General features: G+C 63.0%; 18 protein-coding genes and 1 tRNA gene. 16 read left to right on the top strand and 3 right to left on the bottom strand.

What is annotated here, in order from left to right; all coding sequences use genetic code 11:
* Positions 1 to 51 precede the first annotated feature (51 nt).
* From GVL04_RS19915 to GVL04_RS19875, 9 genes are all read left to right on the top strand, one after another.
* Entirely contained in the window at positions 52 to 951 is a 900-nt protein-coding gene (locus GVL04_RS19915) for a ParA family protein (RefSeq protein WP_159707743.1), read from the top strand.
* Positions 952 to 957: 6 nt separating this feature from the next.
* Complete coding sequence (locus tag GVL04_RS19910; protein ID WP_159707741.1) at positions 958 to 1,872, top strand: ScpA family protein; 915 nt, start codon at positions 958 to 960, stop codon at positions 1,870 to 1,872.
* Between the two features lie 37 nt (positions 1,873 to 1,909).
* Complete coding sequence (locus GVL04_RS19905; RefSeq protein WP_200846911.1) at positions 1,910 to 2,521, top strand: SMC-Scp complex subunit ScpB; 612 nt, start codon at positions 1,910 to 1,912, stop codon at positions 2,519 to 2,521.
* A gap of 150 nt (positions 2,522 to 2,671) precedes the next feature.
* Positions 2,672 to 3,883, top strand: a complete 1,212-nt coding sequence (locus GVL04_RS19900) for a pseudouridine synthase (protein ID WP_159707737.1) — start codon at positions 2,672 to 2,674, stop codon at positions 3,881 to 3,883.
* 3 nt (positions 3,884 to 3,886) lie between these two features.
* Complete coding sequence (locus GVL04_RS19895; protein WP_159707735.1) at positions 3,887 to 4,993, top strand: prephenate dehydrogenase; 1,107 nt, start codon at positions 3,887 to 3,889, stop codon at positions 4,991 to 4,993.
* The gene (gene cmk / locus GVL04_RS19890) at positions 4,993 to 5,706 is read left to right on the top strand and encodes a (d)CMP kinase (RefSeq protein ID WP_159707733.1); all 714 of its coding nucleotides are present in this window, start codon (positions 4,993 to 4,995) and stop codon (positions 5,704 to 5,706) included. Before GVL04_RS19895 ends, cmk begins: the two co-directional genes overlap by 1 nt.
* Positions 5,696 to 6,430, top strand: a complete 735-nt coding sequence (locus GVL04_RS19885; protein WP_200846910.1) for a 1-acyl-sn-glycerol-3-phosphate acyltransferase — start codon at positions 5,696 to 5,698, stop codon at positions 6,428 to 6,430. Before cmk ends, GVL04_RS19885 begins: the two co-directional genes overlap by 11 nt.
* A gap of 10 nt (positions 6,431 to 6,440) precedes the next feature.
* Positions 6,441 to 7,991 (top strand): ribosome biogenesis GTPase Der, encoded by a 1,551-nt coding sequence (gene der, locus GVL04_RS19880; RefSeq protein WP_159707731.1) that lies wholly within the window; start codon positions 6,441 to 6,443, stop codon positions 7,989 to 7,991.
* 141 nt (positions 7,992 to 8,132) lie between these two features.
* A tRNA-Pro gene (locus tag GVL04_RS19875) sits at positions 8,133 to 8,209 on the top strand.
* 125 nt (positions 8,210 to 8,334) lie between these two features.
* Here GVL04_RS19875 and GVL04_RS19870 read toward each other — a convergent pair.
* Positions 8,335 to 8,781 (bottom strand): MarR family winged helix-turn-helix transcriptional regulator, encoded by a 447-nt coding sequence (locus GVL04_RS19870; RefSeq protein WP_159707729.1) that lies wholly within the window; start codon positions 8,779 to 8,781, stop codon positions 8,335 to 8,337.
* 173 nt (positions 8,782 to 8,954) lie between these two features.
* Here GVL04_RS19870 and GVL04_RS19865 point away from each other — a divergent pair, with 173 nt between their 5' ends.
* Positions 8,955 to 10,163, top strand: coding sequence for an MFS transporter (locus GVL04_RS19865; protein ID WP_159707727.1), 1,209 nt, complete (start codon positions 8,955 to 8,957; stop codon positions 10,161 to 10,163).
* Between the two features lie 62 nt (positions 10,164 to 10,225).
* Here GVL04_RS19865 and GVL04_RS19860 read toward each other — a convergent pair whose 3' ends face one another.
* Entirely contained in the window at positions 10,226 to 10,828 is a 603-nt protein-coding gene (locus tag GVL04_RS19860; RefSeq protein ID WP_159707725.1) for a hypothetical protein, read from the bottom strand.
* Positions 10,829 to 10,945: 117 nt separating this feature from the next.
* Here GVL04_RS19860 and gcvH point away from each other — a divergent pair, with 117 nt between their 5' ends.
* The 5 genes from gcvH (at position 10,946) to GVL04_RS19835 (ending at position 14,015) form a co-directional block, all read left to right on the top strand.
* Complete coding sequence (gcvH, locus tag GVL04_RS19855; RefSeq protein WP_159707723.1) at positions 10,946 to 11,332, top strand: glycine cleavage system protein GcvH; 387 nt, start codon at positions 10,946 to 10,948, stop codon at positions 11,330 to 11,332.
* A 137-nt stretch (positions 11,333 to 11,469) separates the two neighbouring features.
* On the top strand, positions 11,470 to 11,946 hold the full coding sequence (locus tag GVL04_RS19850) for an FHA domain-containing protein (protein WP_144652821.1): 477 nt from the start codon (positions 11,470 to 11,472) through the stop codon (positions 11,944 to 11,946).
* Between the two features lie 20 nt (positions 11,947 to 11,966).
* A complete protein-coding gene (locus GVL04_RS19845; protein WP_159707784.1) occupies positions 11,967 to 12,683 on the top strand; it encodes a MerR family transcriptional regulator in 717 nt (238 codons plus the stop codon).
* Positions 12,683 to 13,186 (top strand): bifunctional nuclease family protein, encoded by a 504-nt coding sequence (locus tag GVL04_RS19840; protein ID WP_026548570.1) that lies wholly within the window; start codon positions 12,683 to 12,685, stop codon positions 13,184 to 13,186. The genes GVL04_RS19845 and GVL04_RS19840 overlap by 1 nt, the downstream gene beginning before the upstream one ends.
* Before the next feature lie 235 nt (positions 13,187 to 13,421).
* Positions 13,422 to 14,015 carry a MerR family transcriptional regulator gene (locus GVL04_RS19835; RefSeq protein ID WP_011774391.1) on the top strand — a complete coding sequence of 198 codons (594 nt, stop codon included), beginning with the start codon at positions 13,422 to 13,424 and terminating at the stop codon, positions 14,013 to 14,015.
* 112 nt (positions 14,016 to 14,127) lie between these two features.
* On the opposite strand, the gene GVL04_RS19830 is transcribed toward GVL04_RS19835, so the two are convergent.
* Positions 14,128 to 14,937, bottom strand: coding sequence for a ParA family protein (locus tag GVL04_RS19830; protein ID WP_159707721.1), 810 nt, complete (start codon positions 14,935 to 14,937; stop codon positions 14,128 to 14,130).
* Between the two features lie 301 nt (positions 14,938 to 15,238).
* On the opposite strand from GVL04_RS19830, the gene GVL04_RS19825 reads away from it, so the two are divergent.
* Positions 15,239 to 18,634: a pyruvate carboxylase gene (locus tag GVL04_RS19825; RefSeq protein WP_159707719.1), complete on the top strand. Its 3,396-nt coding sequence runs from the start codon at positions 15,239 to 15,241 to the stop codon at positions 18,632 to 18,634.
* Positions 18,635 to 18,692: the final 58 nt, after the last annotated feature.

Genomic DNA, 18,692 nt, shown 5'->3' with positions numbered 1-18,692 from the left:
AGCTGGGGGCCAGCGGCAGGGAAGATCGTCGTCGAAAGAGTGGTTAGATACGTGAGCATCGAACGGGGTTCAGCAACGCTGGAAGGCACCGAGCTCGATCTGGAAGACGCCATCATGGGGCCCACGGGCCGCCCTTACCGCGAATTTCCGGAACCGGCTCCACTTGCCTCCCACGGCCCGGCGAGAGTCATCGCCATGGTCAACCAGAAGGGTGGCGTGGGTAAAACCACCTCCACCATCAACCTCGCTGCGGCGCTCGCCGAATACGGCCGGCGTGTCCTGCTGGTGGACTTCGACCCCCAGGGCGCACTGTCCGCGGGCCTCGGTGCCAATCCGCACGAACTGGACCTCACGGTCTACAACGTGCTGATGGACCGCAAGGTCGATATCCGCGATGCCATCCAGCAGACCGGCGTCGAGGGCGTCGACCTTCTTCCTGCCAACATCGACCTCTCCGCCGCGGAAGTCCAGCTCGTTAACGAGGTCGCCCGCGAGCAAGTCCTGGACCGCGCGCTCAAGAGCGTCGAGGACGATTACGACGTCGTCCTGATCGACTGCCAGCCGTCCCTGGGACTCCTGACCGTCAATGCGCTGACCGCGGCCCATGGAGTGATCATCCCGCTGATTTGCGAGTTCTTCGCCTTGCGGGCAGTTGCGCTGCTGGTAGAGACCATTGAAAAAGTCCAGGACCGGCTTAACCCACGACTTCAGGTGGACGGTGTCCTGGCAACCATGTACGACGCCCGCACCCTGCACAGCCGCGAGGTGATCTCACGCCTGGTGGAGGCCTTCGGTGACAAGGTCTTCGAGACTGTCATCAAGCGTTCCATCAAGTTCGCAGATGCCACCGTGGCGGCCGAGCCGATCACCAGTTACGCGGGCAACCACATCGGAGCCGACGCCTACCGCCGCCTTGCCAAGGAACTGATCTCGCGCGGCGGCGCGCCGTAGCGCACGGTGGGACCGTCACTCGCCCCGACAACGGACGCGGGTTCCGCCGTCACCGCAGAAGCGCCCGACGCCGGTACCTCCGAAGGCCGTAAGGCCGGCTTCGAGGTACGGCTGGCCAACTTCACGGGCCCGTTCGATCTCTTGCTTGGCCTTATTTCGAAACACAAGCTGGACATCACTGAGGTGGCCTTGGCCACAGTCACCGATGAATTCATCAAATACATCCGCCGACTCCAGGAACTGGGGGAGGACTGGGCGCTCGATGAAGCCAGCGAGTTCCTGGTGATCGCCGCGACGCTGCTTGACCTGAAAGCAGCCCGTCTTCTGCCTGCGGGTGAGGTGGAAGACGCTGAGGATATCGCGCTGCTGGAGGCCAGGGACCTTCTGTTCGCCCGGCTCCTGCAGTACAAGGCCTTCAAGCAGATCGCCGGAATTATGGGCGAAACCCTGGAACAGGAAGCCCGCCGATACCCGCGACAGGTGGCGCTGGAAGGTCATTTCGCCGCCCTGTTGCCCGAACTCGTGTGGCGGCACACCCCGGAGCAGTTCGCGGAACTCGCTGCTAAAGCACTGAAACCCAAGGACGCGGCCCCGGCCGAGGTGGGATTGGACCACCTCCATGCCCCTCCGGTCAGCGTCAAGGAGCAGGCCGAGATCATGGGTTACCGCCTGAAGTTGGGTGCGCCACTGTCCTTTCAAACGCTGATAGCAGATGCCGAGACTACCTTGGTGGTGGTGGCACGTTTCCTGGCCTTGCTGGAGATGTTCCGCGACCGCGTGGTTGCGTTCGAACAGCCCGGGCCCCTGGGCGAGCTAACGGTTCGCTGGACGGGCGATGACGCCGACTGGGACAGTTCCAGCCTGAACGAGGAATACGAAGTTGGTCCCGATGCGGGAAGCGGAGAGAACAGCAGTGAATGAACAGGATGCGGCCCCGGACGGTCTGTCTGAACTGGAAATGCTGCCCGGCGGTGCCCGGTCGGCCCTGGAGGCAGTCCTCATGGTCATTGACGAACCGGCCACCTCCGAAGAGCTGGCCGCAGGGCTTAACGTAACGGTCGCCGTCGTCGAGGATTTGCTGCATGACCTGCAGCGGGAGTATAGCGGCTATACTGTTAAAGCCCCGGAGGTGGATGCTGTCGGCTTTGCCGATGCCAGCACTGCACCCCGGGGTTTTGAATTGCGGAACGTCGCCGGCGGGTGGCGGATCTACTCACGGTCGGATTTTGCCGACATCGTGGGCAGGTTCGTTCTCGAAGGGCAGACCACCAGGCTCACTCAGGCAGCGCTTGAAACCCTGGCAGTCATTGCCTATCGGCAACCGGTCTCCAGGGCCCGGGTGTCTGCCATTCGCGGCGTCAACGTCGATTCTGTCGTCCGGACTCTGACCCAACGGGGTTTGATCGAGGATTCCGGAAACGATCCCGAATCCGGGGCTGTCCTTTACCGGACAACCTCCTATTTCCTGGAACGGATGGGCATCGGCTCGGTGGCGGAATTGCCCCAGCTTTCGCCGCACCTTCCAGGTTTGGAAGGGATCGACGAGCACTACGACGCCAGCCGGATGTAGCCAAGGCCAGTACCGGCGCCGCAAGAGAACTTCATATGGATTCACAGCACCTTCCAGGTGCGCAGCGACAAAGGGCAGACGATGTCTGCCCCGGCTGGCTAGTGTTGATTGCAGCACGGAATGCCGGCCATTACTACACAAGGACGGGTCATGACACAGGCGGGACGCCAGAGTTCACCACGTAACGGTTCGGGACGCAACAGTTCTGGACGCAATGAGGCCACGGGCGGCACAGGCCGCTCCAACGCCGGCGGCTTCTCCGGCCGCGGCGGAAGCGCCGGCGCTGGAAAGCGCAACTTCACCCAGGGCGAGGGCCGCCCGTTCAAGGCTTCCAAGCCACGGGAAGCGGCCCCCTTCGATCCCGATAACCCCACATCGGCTGCCGACTTCGATCGCCGCCAGGCCGCCAGGCCTGCCAAGCCTTTCCGGAAGCCCGGCTCCAACAAGCCCGGCTTCGGCAAAGCACCGGGAACTCCGGGCGCAATAAAGCCGAAGGCGAAGCCTGCCAAGCAGTTCGGTTCCAAGGCCTTCGGCAGCGAACGCTTCGGCCAGAACCTGGGTCCCATCCGCAAGCCGGGCCGCAACCGTGGTCCGCGCCAGGAAGTTCCGCAGTCGGACCTTCACGATGTTGACGGCGTACGCCTGCAAAAGGTCATGGCCCAGGCAGGCGTGGCTTCACGTCGCGTGTGTGAGGAAATGATCCTTGAAGGCCGCGTAGAGGTCGATGGCGTGGTCACCACTGAGCTCGGAATGCGCGTGGACCCCACTTCAGCCGTAATCCACGTTGACGGCATTCGGATCCAGCTGGACGAGACCCTCGTCTACATGGTGTTCAACAAGCCCAAGGGCGTCGTTTCCACCATGGAAGACCCCGAGGGCCGCCCCTGTATCAGCGACTTCCTGAAGAACAACAAGAACAAGGGCGAGCGTCTGTTCCACGTCGGCCGCCTCGACGTCGCCACTGAGGGCCTGCTGCTGCTGACCAACGACGGCGAACTCGCCAACCGCTTGACGCACCCTTCCTATGAGGTGCCCAAGACGTACCTCGTCCAGGTTCGCGGTCCGTTCCCGCAGGGCGTCGGCGCGAAGCTGAAGAACGGCGTCGAGCTTGAAGACGGCGTGGCTGCCGTGGACTCCTTCCGTTTGGTGGACTCCACACCGGGCCACGTCCTGATTGAGGTTGTCCTCCACTCGGGAAAGAACCGTATTGTGCGCCGTATGTTCGACGCCGTCGGATTCCCCGTTGAGCGGCTCGTCCGCGTCAAGGTTGGTCCCATTGGCTTGGGCGATCAGCGCCAGGGGAGCATCCGCAACCTCGGCAGGCAGGAAGTCGGACACCTCCTGGCATCCGTAGGGCTCTAGGGCATGTCGGCATTCGGTACGCACGGCCGGGGCCATCTTGATGGTCCGGTCGTCGTTCTTGGTACTGGCCTGTTGGGGGCCAGCATTGGCCTGGGCCTGCGCGGACGTGGAGTTCCGGTCTTCCTTTCCGATCCCTCGCCCACCAATCAGGCTGTGGCGGTGGACATCGGAGCGGGACGGCCGGTGGCAGAGCTGGAAGAAGTACCCCAGCTCGTCGTTGTTGCTGCACCGCCGGACGTTACTGCCGACGTTGTCCAACAGGCACTGACGGACTACCCGTCCGCCGTCGTGGTCGATATCGCCAGCGTGAAGGCCACTATCCAAGCGCAGCTGCGCGAACGCGGCGTGGACCTTTCCCGTTATGTGGGTACGCACCCGATGGCGGGCCGGGAAAAGTCCGGTCCCGTGGCTGCGCGGGGTGAGCTTTTCACCTCCATGCCGTGGGTTGTCTGCCCGTCGGATGAAACCGGAGCCAATGCCCTGCAAACGGCGCGTTCGCTCGCTGGTGACCTGGGCGGTATCGTCTCCCAGTTCACGGCTGATGAGCACGATGAAGCCGTGGCCTTGGTGTCGCACCTGCCGCAGATCATGTCTTCCCTGCTGGCCAGCCGGCTGCAAGGTACGCCTCTGCACGCCCTGTCGCTGGCAGGCAACGGGCTCCGGGACACCACCCGCATCGCAGCCAGCGATCCCACCCTCTGGGTTCAGATCCTGGGAGGCAATGCCGAAAAGGTAGTCTCCATCCTGCACGGTGTCCGCGAGGACTTGAACCGCTTGATCGGAACACTGGAAGAACCGATGGCGCCCGGCGCCCGGCTCGATCTGGCTCAGCTGATCAGCGAGGGCAACGCCGGGCAGGCACGGATTCCGGGCAAGCACGGTGGACCTCCGCAGGCGTATTCGTGGCTCACTATCCTGGTGGACGACAAGCCAGGCCAGATCGCGCACCTCCTCACGGAGATCGGCGAGATCGGTGTGAACCTTGAAGACCTTCGACTCGACCATTCGTCGGGACAAAACGTGGGCATGGTGGAGCTTTCCGTGCTTCCCAGCAAGCATGACCTCCTTGTTGAAGCTTTGACTGACCGTGGATGGCGGGTACTCCAGTAATGACGCGTGAATTCTTCGGCCCGGAAACGGTCGCCCGCCCGGGCAAGCCGCTGGTGATTGCCATCGACGGCCCTTCGGGATCGGGCAAGTCCAGTGTCAGCAAGGAAGTAGCCCGGCGCTTGAAGCTGGCGTACCTCGATACCGGTGCGATGTATCGTGCCCTGACGTGGTACTGCCTCAAGACCGGCGTTGACCTCCAGGACGGCGCGGCAGTGGAGCAGGCTTCCAAGACCATGCCTTTGGAAATCAGCACCACCACCGCCACGGAGTACGTGGCCGTCGACGGCACCGACATCACAGATGAGATTCGGGATCCCCTGATCTCATCCTCTGTCAGTGCCGTCGCTACCACCCTTGGCGCCCGAACCGAGTTGATCCGCCGCCAACGCGAGCTGATCGACCAGCACCACCACCGCATGGTGGTGGAGGGACGCGACATCACCACCGTCGTCGTCCCGAATGCCGAGGTCCGCATGCTCCTGACCGCCAGTGAGGAAGCCCGGCTCCGGCGTCGGGGCATCCAACTGGGTGGGACGCAGAGCAAGGAACAGCTCGCCGCCCAGGTCATCCAGCGTGACGCCAAGGACTCCACCGTGGTGAACTTCACCCAAGCAGCAGATGGTGTTGTGACGCTGGATTCCTCGGACCTGAACTTTGAGGAAACTGTAGAGACCGCCCTGGCGATCGTCAGCAAGGTGATCTATGGCGACTAGGAAGCAGCTCCCCTCCGCGTGGACCAGGGTGTGGAGCCGACCCGTTGGTTGGTTCCTTGACCACGTCATCTACCGGACCACGGTGGCGGGCAAAGGCAACGTTCCCGCCGCCGGACCGGTTGTTTTCGCCGCGAACCACATCAGTTTCCTGGACGGGCCGGTGATGTTCGGTGCGTCCCCGCGCCCCATGCACATCCTCGTCAAGAAAGAAATGTTCAAGGGACTCCTGGGCTCAGTCTTGCGGGGATCCGGACAAATTCCGGTTGACCGCGCCGGCGACCGCACCGCCCTGCACATCGGCAAACAACTGCTCGACGACGGCCGCTGCGTCGGGATTCTTCCGGAAGGGACCCGGGGGAGCGGTGCAGCCGAAAGCATCAGCAACGGGGTTGCCTGGCTCGCCATCAACTCAGGAGCAACTGTTATTCCGGTCGCCATCCTCGGAACCCGTCAGGGCGACGAGCACCGCGACCATATCCCCAAACCACGCCGGAAGCTCCATGTCAGCTTCGGCGAACCCATCACGGTGAAGCGCCGGAAGGGCGAACCGGGGCGTGTTTCAATGGACAGGGCGGCTGCGGAAATCCGTGAAGCCCTGGCCGGACACGTCCAGGACGCCATCCGGGCAACAGGCCAGGGCCTTCCCCAGGATCCTGCGCCCGGAGAACCAACTCCGCAGCACCGCCACACAGCAGTAGCCGGGACGCCGGCAGACCACCACTAAGGAAAGTGCAATGAGCGATACGACTCAAAAATCCGGCCTCCACGGAGCCGGCGACGACGAATACACGCCCACCGGCACCGACCAGGTGGCTGAAAACCTGGCTGCCTTGGACGATGACGAGGCCGAGCTCCGCGCGGCTACCCTCCGGGCCGGCTTGGACGACTACGAACTCGACGAGGAAGACGCCGCGCTGCTCAGCGGTGAATACGGCGATGAAGGCGACGAAGGTCCCCTCAAGCTGGATCCGGTCCTGGCCATCATCGGACGCCCGAACGTGGGTAAGTCCACGCTGGTCAACCGCATCCTGGGCCGCCGCGAAGCCGTTGTTGAAGATACCCCGGGCGTGACGCGCGACCGCGTCATGTACTCGGCCCGCTGGAATGGCCGCAACTTCACCTTGGTCGATACCGGTGGATGGGAGCACGATGCCAAGGGCATCCACGCCCGCGTCGCTGAGCAGGCCGAAATGGCCGTGGAACTGGCCGATGCCGTTCTCTTCGTGGTGGACTCCGCTGTTGGCGCTACCGCCACGGATGAGGGCGTCATGAAGATGCTCCGCAAGAGCAAGAAGCCGGTCATCATGGTGGCCAACAAGGTGGATGACTTCGCGCAGGAAGCCGACTCGGCAACACTGTGGGGCCTCGGCTTTGGTGAGCCGTACCCGGTTTCGGCACTGCACGGCCGTGGCGTGGCCGACCTCCTTGACCACGTCATGGACACCCTGCCCGAGTACTCCTTGGTGGAAGGCGTGGAACGCTCAGGTGGCCCCCGCCGTATCGCCCTGATCGGCCGCCCGAACGTGGGCAAGTCTTCCTTGCTGAACAAGCTCGCAGGCTCTGAACGCGTTGTGGTGGATCCGCTGGCCGGCACCACTCGCGACCCGGTTGATGAGTTCATCGAACTCGGTGACCGCACTTGGCGCTTCGTGGACACCGCAGGTATCCGCCGCCGCCAGCACATGGCCCAGGGTGCCGACTTCTACGCGTCCCTGCGTACGCAGGCCGCGCTCGAAAAGGCCGAGGTCGCCGTCGTGCTTCTTGCCGTTGACGAAGTCCTCAGCGAGCAGGACGTCCGTATCCTCCAGCTGGCTATCGAATCCGGCCGTGCACTGGTTCTCGCCTTCAACAAGTGGGACCTGCTGGACGACGAACGCCGCCGGTACCTCGAACGCGAAATCGATCAGGACCTTGCCCACGTCGAATGGGCTCCGCGCGTGAACATCTCAGCCAAGACCGGCTGGCACAAGGACCGCCTGGTCCCTGCGTTGGACATCGCGCTCGAGAGCTGGGACCGCCGCATCCCTACCGGACGCCTGAACGCGTTCCTGGGCGAGCTTGTTGCCGCTCACCCGCACCCGGTTCGTGGCGGCAAGCAGCCGCGTATCCTCTTCGGCACCCAGGCCTCCAGCCGCCCGCCGAAGTTCGTGCTCTTCACCACTGGGTTCCTGGATCCCGGATACCGACGCTTCATCACCCGTCGCCTGCGCGAAACGTTCGGCTTCGAGGGTACGCCCATCGAGGTCAACATGCGCGTGCGCGAGAAGCGTGGCAAGAAGCGCTAAGTGAGACGGGCATCACAGCCAACATTGGCTGTGATGGCGTCTCCCACCTCCAACTTCGTGTAAGCTTTTGGAGGTGGTTCGGCCGGACTGCTTAGGTGGGACTCTTCGGAGGAAAACTTAGGCGGAGAACGGTGGAACCAGCGGGCTGTAGCGCAGCTTGGTAGCGCACTTGACTGGGGGTCAAGGGGTCGCAGGTTCAAATCCTGTCAGCCCGACCATGAAGGCCGGAATCACGCGGAAACGCGTGATTCCGGCCTTTGGTCGTTAATGGGCCACGTTCTCCCGGCCTCGCTCGTTGGCCCTCGCGTTCAGCGCCGGGGAAACGAACAAGGCCGGAAGTCGGCTAAACCCTTTCGAGCGCGCCGAGGGCCCTCACCAGCGGCTCAAGCTCGGGAACTGCCTCGGCTGCCTCCAGCGCGGAAGCCAAAGTTTCATCATGCACCGGCTTTGCTGCCTCAAGCAGCTTCTGGCCGGCGGCGGTGAGCTCCGTGTAGATGCCGCGGCGATCATCGGCGCACAGGATGCGGGTGAGCAGCCCCCGGTCTTCGAGTCGGTTGACCAGCCGGGTGGTGGCGCTGCTGGACAGTGCGGTGGCGCGGGCAAGTTGCTGCATCCGCATATGCCAGCCATCCTGGCGGCTCAGGGCATCCAGGACTGTGTACTCCACCACGGACAGCTCGCTTGAAGCCTGGAGTGACTTCTCCAGTTCCGCCTCGATGCTCCCGTGCAGGGCGGCAAGGGTCCGCCAGCCCTGTGCCCGTACTTCTACGGCGTCATCCTTGATGCCCATGTCTGCTGTGCTCCTGCCTGGTTTAAGTGTCGATCGCGACGCATCCCAAAGTAGTTGCTTGCGCAAGTACCTAGCGTGTGCAACTATATATAAAGCGTCTGCAACTATTATTCTACGGTTCCCGGCGGCGCACTTCCACTTCCCGACGGAACCACCCATCTAAGGAGCTCCACATGCCCGCAGGGTTGATTGCCCTTGCCCTCGGCGGATTCGGCATCGGACTGACCGAATTCGTGATTATGGGCCTCTTGCCCGAGGTTGCTGCTGACTTCCACGTCAGCGAGGCTTCGGCCGGCTGGTTTATCTCCGGCTACGCCCTCAGCGTCACTGTCGGCGCCCTCCTGGTGACGGCCGCAGTCACCCGACTGCCACGCAAGCCCGTGCTCATCGGCTTGCTCGTCCTCTTCATAGCCGGCAACTTCCTCTCCGCAATAGCCGACAGCTACACAGCAATGCTGATCGGCCGGATTGTGGCAGCACTGTGCCACGGAGCATTCTTCGGTATTGGTTCGGTGGTAGCTGCCAGCCTTGTCCCGGCACACAAGAAGGCTGCGGCAATCGCCATCATGTTCACGGGCCTTACTGCCGCCAATGTCCTCGGTGTTCCGTTCGGAACCCTGCTGGGCCAGAACTTCGGATGGCGCTCAACGTTCTGGGCCATCACGGTCATCGGCGTCGTTGCGCTTCTCGGCATCGCACTCATGGTCCCCAAGGCCAGCACCGAGCCCACCAAGGGTCTCCGCAGCGAACTGGGGGCTTTCAAGTCCGGCCAGGTGTGGCTCTCGATCATCGTGACCATCCTTGGCTTCGGCGGTATGTTTGGCGCCTTTACCTACATCGCCTTCACGTTGACGGAGGTCTCCGGATTCGAGTCCGGCGCCGTGCCGTGGCTGCTGGTGCTCTTCGGCGGAGGCCTGTTCGTGGGCAACTTCCTGGGTGGCAAGGCGGCAGACAAAGCACTCGACAAGTCACTCGTGGTCATCCTCGCCGGGCTCGTCGTGGTGTTGGTCTTCTTCGCCCTCACGGCGTCCAACAGCATTGCCACGCTGATCTCACTGGCGCTGATGGGCGGGTTCGGCTTCGCCACGGTTCCAGGTCTGCAGATGCGCGTCATGCACTTCGCTTCCACTGCACCAACGCTTGCGTCGGGCGCCAACATCGGTGCCTTCAACCTTGGCAACGCGCTTGGAGCCTGGCTCGGTGGCGTGACCATCACCGCCGGCCTCGGCTACACGTCTCCCATCTGGGCAGGCGCGGGCATTACGGTCGCTGCGTTGCTGGTCATGGTGATCGCAGCCGCAGCAGCCAAGCGCAGGGGAGCTGTGGCACCCACCGCAACGCCCGACGTCGAACGCGAACCGCGTGAGGCGACTGTCGCCTGACGCTGGACATCGGTTAAGAAGGAAGCCCGCCACGGACCATTCCGTGGCGGGCTTCCCGCGTCCTATGTGTTGGGCGATGCGTCGCGTGTGTTGGGTGAGGCATCGCGCGATTCCTGTTCAGCGACTTTCGCGGCCTTCAATCGTTCATTTTCTGCCTGCTTCAGAACTTTCATTTGCTTGCCCCGCCGCCGCCAAAGGGCCCACAGGACTGTCACGGCGATGAAGATGAGCAGCGCGGCAATGGCCGAAACTGCTGTCCACGTCGTGAAGAAACCTGCATCCACGCTGAGAGTACGCTGACCGGCGTGGGCTGACTCCGTGCTGCCGAAGACGATGCCGGCGGTGAGCAGGTTTGGGGTGGCGATGGCGACGGCCACCAGGACAATAGCGATTTTCCAGGGCCAGGTAACCGACTTGCGGGTGGCCTGCCATGCGACCAGGAGCGGAATGAACGTAAAGACGAAACCGTAGAACATGCCTACCAGGACGCTGGCTCCTAGATCACGCCTGATCTGCCCGGCGATGACGTCGGACCACCAGCGGGGGAGGATGGCCCTGAGGATAAAACAGGCGGCCACAGCGACAAGCAATGCCACCAGGATCAGGATTATTTTTACGCCCCAATTGCGCTTTTTCTGAGCTGGTACTTGTGCTTGTTCAGTCATGGGTCAATCATGGCAGAGACCCCATCAGGTGCAGGGGAAATGTGCCTATACTTTCAGCGGTGGCCACCAGCACGGGCCGCCGTCGAGGTTCGTAATTGTCCCGATGAAAGGCCACCCGTGAGCAATATTCCAGAAGAACTTTCCTACACCGCGGAACATGAATGGGTTACCGCTCCTGATGCCAACGGAGTTGTGCGGATTGGCATTACAGACTTTGCGCAAGACGCACTGGGCGACGTCGTGTACGCACAGATGCCTGAACCGGGGACGAAAGTCACCGGCAATGAAGTAGTTGGCGAAGTCGAATCCACCAAGAGCGTCAGTGATATCTACGCCCCGGTGAGCGGCGAAGTCATCAACCGCAATGACGCACTGGACACCGATCCTGCCCTGATTAACTCGGACCCTTACGGCGAAGGGTGGCTCATTGAGGTAAAGCTCGCAGAAGCAGATGCCGTGGATTCCCTGCTCAGTGCATCGGAGTACGAACAACAGGTAGGCTAAAGTTATCTGGCCCGCCAGGCTGATTTTCCTTAGCGGGAAAGCGCGACGGCGGGCCAGCAACCGATTTGCCCGGCGGTACCGGGATGCGGAAGTGCCTGGCAGGTTTTGGAACTGCCGGCGGATGAGGAGGAAATTCCATGGTTGGCGGCGAACAGAATCAAGCCAATGTCGGGAACGGCGCGGAGGAACAGCCGACGTCGGAGACCACCTCGATCAGCATCACGCCAACGTGGGACGAGCCAAGCGTTGCACCAAAGTTGGCCCCTGAAGAGCGTGCATCCGTGGAAGCACTTCCGCCGAACTCGGCTTTGCTCATCGCCCATAGCGGTCCCAATGCCGGAGCCCGGTTCCTGTTGGACGCGGACACCACCACGGCGGGGCGGCACCCGGATGCGGACATCTTCCTCGACGACGTCACAGTGTCGCGGAAGCACGTCCAGTTCCTCCGCTCTGCATCCGGCTTCGAACTCGTGGATATGGGCAGCCTCAACGGAACGTATGTCAACCACGACCGCGTTGACCGCGTGCAGCTGAAGAGCGGCAACGAGGTTCAGATCGGCAAGTTCCGGTTGACCTACTACCTGAGCCCTGTCCGCGCAGCAGGCCAAGTCTGACGGGGTACCTGCCTGTGGCTATTGCCCAGCCGGACCGCCGCGGACCGCAGGTCCTGAATATCGGGGAAGTCCTCGCGCAGCTGAGTGACGACTTTCCGGGGATGACTGCGTCCAAGATCCGTTTCCTGGAGGAAAAGGGGCTCATTAACCCGAAGAGGACCCCTGCCGGCTACAGGCAATATGCCGATAGTGACGTTGAGCGCCTTCGTTTTGTCCTCGCATTGCAGCGCGACCAATATCTGCCGTTGAAAGTCATTAAGGATTACCTTGATGCCATAGACCGCGGGGAGCGGCCGGAGAACCTTCCGCCCGGCGTTAATGTGGCGCCCAAGGCCGTCTCGGAGGGGATGGCCGCGGAGTTGCAGGGGAGGGCGCGCGCATTGACTGAGGAGCAGTTGCGCGTCGAGTCGGGTGCCAGTGTCCCGTTGCTGGAGTCCCTCTTGAGCTTTGGGCTGATCAGCCATATTGGCGGGCGGTTCGACGAACATGCTCTCCAGGTGGCCCGGGCTTGCGTGCAGTTGGAAAGCCACGGCCTGGAGCCCCGGCATCTTCGTCCCTTCCAAGCTGCGGCGGAACGGGAGTTCGGCCTGGTCGAAAGGGCGGTTGCTCCACTGACGTCCCGTAGGGACGCAGCGTCACAGGCACGCGCCGCAGAGGCCGCCCGCGAAATCAGCGACCTCTGCCTCACCCTCCACAGGGCGCTCGTCCACGATCGCATCTCCCGGATGGATAGCTGATGATCGAAGTCGAAATCGTGGGTGTCCGGATTGAATTGCCATCAAACCAGCCTTTGGTCCTCCTCCGGGAACTCAACGGCGAGCGGCACGTTCCCATCTGGATCGGTACGCCGGAGGCCAGTGCCATCGCTCTGGCCCAGCAGGGCGTGGTGCCGCCACGACCCATGACGCACGACCTCTTGGTGGACGTCGTGGAATCCCTGGGACACTCCATCATCAGCGTCAACATCGTCGCCGTTGAGGACAATATCTTCTACGGACAATTACAGTTCGACGACGGCACGGTCGTCAGTTCGCGCGCTTCTGATGCGCTGGCGCTGGCGCTTCGGGCCAAGTGCCGCATCTGGTGCGCCGACGCCGTGATGGAAGAAGCCGGCGTCCGCATCACGGAGCACGATGAAGGCGAAGACTCCGAGCCTGATCCATCAGTGGACGAAGAACGCGAAATGCGGCGCTTCCGCGAGTTCCTGGACGACGTGGAACCCGAGGACTTTGAGGGCTGAGTCACCCTAAGCCTAAAGTTGAGGGTGAAAGTTTCGACACGACTGGAAATTGGGGCCAAGGTCTTTGACCTCGGCCCTCGACGGGCCTAACGTCGAAGGTATCAAGTTCCCGTTGCATACACTGCCTGCGCAAGTCACACTGGAAGGTGCGGACTTGCGGGAATCACACTGCTGCATTTCGGTGTTGTGCCAGCGTATGCACCGTCCCCAAGGGAACTGAGAACAAGGAGGTCACGTGAGTCCGAAAGGCGAAGCAGGCGAGCTGAAGCAGTCCTCTGCCGGCATTGCTGCGCCCGCATCCGGCGCCCAAGGTTTGCTCTTCACAGAGGACCTTCCCGTGCTGGACGAGGACGCGGGCTACCGCGGTCCCACCGCATGCAAGGCCGCAGGTATTACCTACCGCCAACTCGACTACTGGGCACGTACTGGACTTGTTGAGCCCGCCGTTCGTGGCGCAGCCGGATCCGGCTCGCAACGCCTCTACGGTTTCCGCGACATCCTGGTCCTCAAGGTCGTCAAGCGCCTCTTGGATACGGGGGTTTCCCTGCAGCAGATCCGCACCGCGGTGGAGCACCTCCGCGAGCGGGGCGTTGAGGATCTTGCACAGATAACACTGATGAGCGATGGCGCCAGTGTCTATGAATGTACGTCTGCCGACGAGGTCATTGACCTTGTTCAAGGAGGGCAGGGCGTCTTCGGCATTGCTGTTGGACGCGTATGGCGGGAAGTTGAGGGAAGCCTTGCCGCCCTTCCGAGCGAGCACGCCGCGGAGCAGTCCTTTCCCGACGACGAACTGAGCAAGCGGCGTGTGGCCCGCCGCATCGGCTAAATGCCGATCCAATAGGCCGCGAACTTAGACAGAAAGAAAGCCTCTTCCCTTACGGGCGGAGGCTTTCTTGCGTGTGCCCGTGATTCCAGGGCTTGGCGACCTTTGGTGTCGCCTAGCGCTGGCGGCGGTCCCGCAACGACGATTGCCCCGCCAGGAGGCTTTGCAGGAGCGCGTCGAACAGCTTGGCGGAGTTCTTGGCCGAATCTCCGGGCCAATGGTGGACCGAATGGGCGGCACCCTGGATCTGCTGCCAGTTGGCCTGTTCCGGAATTTGGGGCGTCAGCAGTAATTCGCCGAACATGGACTCCATCTCGGCCAGGCGGAACGTGTGCTCGGCCGACCCTGTCCGTACCCTGTTGGCAACGATGCCGGCCGGAGCCAGATTGGGAGCGAACTCCTGCCGGAACAGTTGGATGGCCCGCATGGTACGTTCCGTACCGGCGACGGAAAACAACCCGGGCTCGGCCACGAGGACTACGCGATCGCTGGCACTCCAGGCCATGCGCGTCAAACCGTTGAGGGAGGGCGGGCAGTCCACGAGGACCAGTTCGTAGGCCGTGGTGCCGGCCAGTACGGCTGAGAGCCTGCGAAGGTCGCGGCGGCCCAAATCAGGGCGGTCGTAGATTCCGGTGAAGGCTGAACCCACTGCGACATCCAAGGTCCCATCGCTGGAACCGTTGGACACCCAGCTGCTGCCGGCCACATTTTCCTGGAGCCGGGCTTTGCGCGGGCTTTTGAGCATCCGCCCGATATCGAGCTGTCCGCCCGGCTGAACGCCGAGCGCCGTGGTGGCGTCGGCGTGGGGATCGAGATCCACCACGAGGGTAGGAATTCCGGCCGCAAGGGCCGCGGACGCCAGACCAGTGGTCACGGACGTCTTTCCCACTCCACCTTTGAGGCTGCTGATGCTGACTACTTGCACTTGAAACCCAAAACCTAACGCCGGTTGCCGTATCGCGCTGATTCGGCTCCGGAACAGCCGGAGCCGGGGCTCGCCGAAGCCCCCTCAACATCATATGGTGCATCGCCGTCGAATCCCGCTTTCTACGCGCCCGGCCGCAGGGGAGAAGGGCGGCAATAGCATGCCGTCGGATCGCGCGCACGCATATACAGCCCACATGACGATTCCTTTGTGATGGTTGCCACAAAGATTTGTGTTTGATGCTGGCGGCACTACACACTGTGACCACCGACCGATCCACCCGCAATGATGCAGGAGAAGTATGTTTTCGAAAATTCTGGTGGCCAATCGCGGCGAAATCGCGATCAGGGCGTTTCGCGCTGGTTATGAACTGGGCGCCAAGACCGTAGCCGTCTTTCCGCACGAGGACCGTAACTCGATCCACCGGCAGAAGGCCGACGAAGCTTACCTGATCGGCGAGGTGGGCCACCCCGTCCGCGCCTACTTGGACGTGGCGGAGGTTGTCCGCGTCGCCAAAGAAGCCGGCGCAGACGCCATCTACCCCGGCTATGGCTTCCTCTCGGAGAACCCGGACCTTGCCCGCGCCGCACAGGCGGCGGGAATCACGTTCGTGGGTCCGCCCGCGGAGGTCCTGGAGCTCGCGGGCAACAAGGTTGCCGCATTGGAAGCCGCCCGCAAGGCCGGTGTTCCGGTCCTGAAGTCGAGCAAGCCGTCCAAGGACCTCGACGAGCTCATTGCGGCTGCGGACGAGATCGGGTTCCCCATCTTCGCCAAGGCCGTTGCCGGCGGTGGTGGCCGTGGGATGCGCCGCGTGGAGACGCGCGAAGCCCTCCCCGAGGCCTTGCAGTCCGCCATGCGTGAAGCTGACGCCGCGTTCGGCGATCCCACCATGTTCCTTGAGCAGGCTGTGTTGCGTCCCCGCCACATCGAAGTGCAGATCCTGGCGGACGCCGAGGGCAATGTCATGCACCTCTTCGAACGTGACTGTTCACTGCAGCGCCGCCACCAGAAAGTGGTGGAAATCGCTCCTGCGCCGAACCTGGATGAGAACATCCGCCAGGCGCTCTACCGCGATGCCGTTGCTTTCGCGAAAGCCCTCAACTATGTCAACGCAGGAACCGTGGAATTCCTCGTGGACACTGAGGGTGAGCGCGCCGGCCAGCACGTCTTCATCGAAATGAACCCCCGCATCCAGGTCGAGCACACCGTGACCGAAGAAATCACGGATGTGGACCTCGTGCAGGCGCAGATGCGTATTGCCTCGGGGGAGACCCTCGCGGATCTCGGCCTCAGCCAGGAGACAGTCTCCATCAAGGGTGCCGCACTTCAGTGCCGCATCACCACCGAGGATCCTGCCAACGGTTTCCGTCCGGACGTCGGAAAGATCACCGGCTACCGTTCTGCCGGCGGTGCCGGCGTAAGGCTCGACGGCGGCACGGTCTACTCAGGTGCCGAGATCAGCCCGCACTTCGACTCCATGCTGGTGAAGCTGACGTGCCGTGGCCGTGACTACCCGGCAGCGGTGGCCCGTGCCCGCCGTGGCCTGGCTGAGTTCCGTATCCGCGGTGTGTCAACCAACATCCCCTTCCTGCAGGCCGTCCTCGCGGATCCGGACTTCAACGCGGGCAACGTGGCCACGGACTTCATTGACAAGCGCCCCGAACTGCTTAAGTCACACATCTCCGCCGACCGTGGCACCAAGCTGCTGACGTGGCTGGCTGAGGTCACCGTGAACAAGCCGAACGGCGAGCTCACTGTTCACTCGGACCCGGCCAACAAGCTGCCCGTGATCGAAGGTCCGGTTCCCACTTCAGGTTCGCGCCAGAAGCTGAAGGAACTCGGACCCGAGGGCTTCGCCAAGGCACTTCGGGAGCAGCAGGCCCTGGCGGTCACGGATACCACCTTCCGAGACGCCCACCAATCGCTGCTGGCAACCCGCGTCCGCACCCGGGACCTCGTAGCGGCCGGTCCGGCTGTCACCGCCCTCATGCCGGAACTTCTGTCCGTCGAAGCCTGGGGCGGCGCGACCTACGATGTCGCCCTGCGCTTCCTCGGTGAGGATCCCTGGGACCGCTTGGCGGCACTGCGGCAGGCACTTCCCAACACTTGCCTTCAGATGCTCCTCCGTGGACGCAATACCGTTGGCTACACGCCGTACCCCGAAGAAGTCACTGAGGCTTTCGTTAACGAGGCTGCGGCCACGGGTATCGACATCTTCCGCATCTTTGACGCCCTCAACGACGTGAACCAGATGGCTCCGGCGATCCGGGCCGTGCGTGCAACCGGGACCGCTGTTGCAGAAGTTGCCCTTTGCTACACCGGCAACCTCCTGGACCCCAACGAGGACCTGTACACCCTCGACTACTACCTGGACCTCGCCCAGAAGATCGTCGACGCCGGTGCGCACATCCTCGCCATCAAGGACATGGCAGGCCTGCTCCGTCCTGCCGCGGCCGCGAAGCTGGTCACTGCCTTGCGTGAGCGCTTCGACCTGCCCGTGCACCTCCACACCCACGACACCGCCGGTGGCCAGCTCGCTACCCTCCTGGCGGCCGTGGATGCTGGAGTGGACGCTGTGGACGTCGCCGCTGCTTCGTTGGCGGGCACCACGAGCCAGCCTGCCGCTTCGGCGCTGGTGGCAGCTTTGGCCAACACCCCACGCGACACCGGCCTCAGCCTGGCCAACGTCGGTGCGATGGAGCCTTACTGGGAAGCCGTTCGCCGTGTCTACGCGCCGTTCGAGTCTGGCTTGCCGGGCCCGACAGGACGTGTCTACCAGCACGAAATCCCGGGCGGCCAGCTGTCCAACCTTCGCCAGCAAGCCATCGCGCTGGGCCTGGGTGAACACTTCGAAGCAATCGAGGACATGTACACCGCTGCGGACCGCATCCTGGGCCGGCTGGTCAAGGTGACGCCGTCCTCCAAGGTGGTGGGTGATCTTGCCCTGCACCTCGTTGGCCTGAATGCCGACCCTGCGGACTTCAACGAGAACCCGCAGAACTACGACATCCCTGACTCCGTCATTGGGTTCCTTTCCGGCGAACTCGGAGATCCTCCCGGAGGCTGGCCCGAGCCGTTCCGCACCAAGGCCCTCCAGGGCCGCAGCGTCAAGGTTCGCGATGTGGACATCAGTGCCGAAGACAGCGCTGCGCTCAAGGGTGACTCCAAGACCCGCCAGCACACGCTGAACCGCTTGCTCTTCGCAGGTCCCACCAAGGACTACTTGAAGAGTGTGGACACCTACGGCAACATTTCCGTGCTGGACACCCGGGACTACCTGTACGGATTCCAGCAAGGCTCAGAGCACGTGATTGAACTGGAGAAGGGCGTCCGCCTCATTGCCCAGCTCGAGGCCGTGTCCGAAGCCGATGAGAAGGGCATGCGCACGGTGATGTGCACGCTCAACGGCCAGTCCCGTCCCGTCGTTGTCCGTGACCGTTCGGTAGTCAGCAACGTCAAGGCGGCCGAGAAGGCCGATCCTGCCCAGCCCGGCCAGGTGGCTGCCCCGTTCGCGGGTGCCGTGACCGTCACGGTCAAGGCAGGCGATGTGGTCAACGCCGGAGACACCGTTGCAACCATCGAGGCAATGAAGATGGAAGCCTCCATCACGACGCCGGTGGCCGGCACGGTGTCGCGCCTTGCGATCTCATCGGTGGAGCAGGTCCAGGGCGGCGACTTGCTGCTGGTGATCGGCTAGCAATCCGCTAAAAAAGTACCCCGTCCGGCATGGTCCGGACGGGGTACTTTTTTGTCAT

Origin of the sequence: Arthrobacter sp. 18067, assembly GCF_902706295.1 — a bacterium.
In the GTDB taxonomy this organism is placed as follows: domain Bacteria; phylum Actinomycetota; class Actinomycetes; order Actinomycetales; family Micrococcaceae; genus Arthrobacter.
Note: the sequence above shows the minus strand (reverse complement) of the source record. Positions and strands in the feature narration are given on the sequence as shown.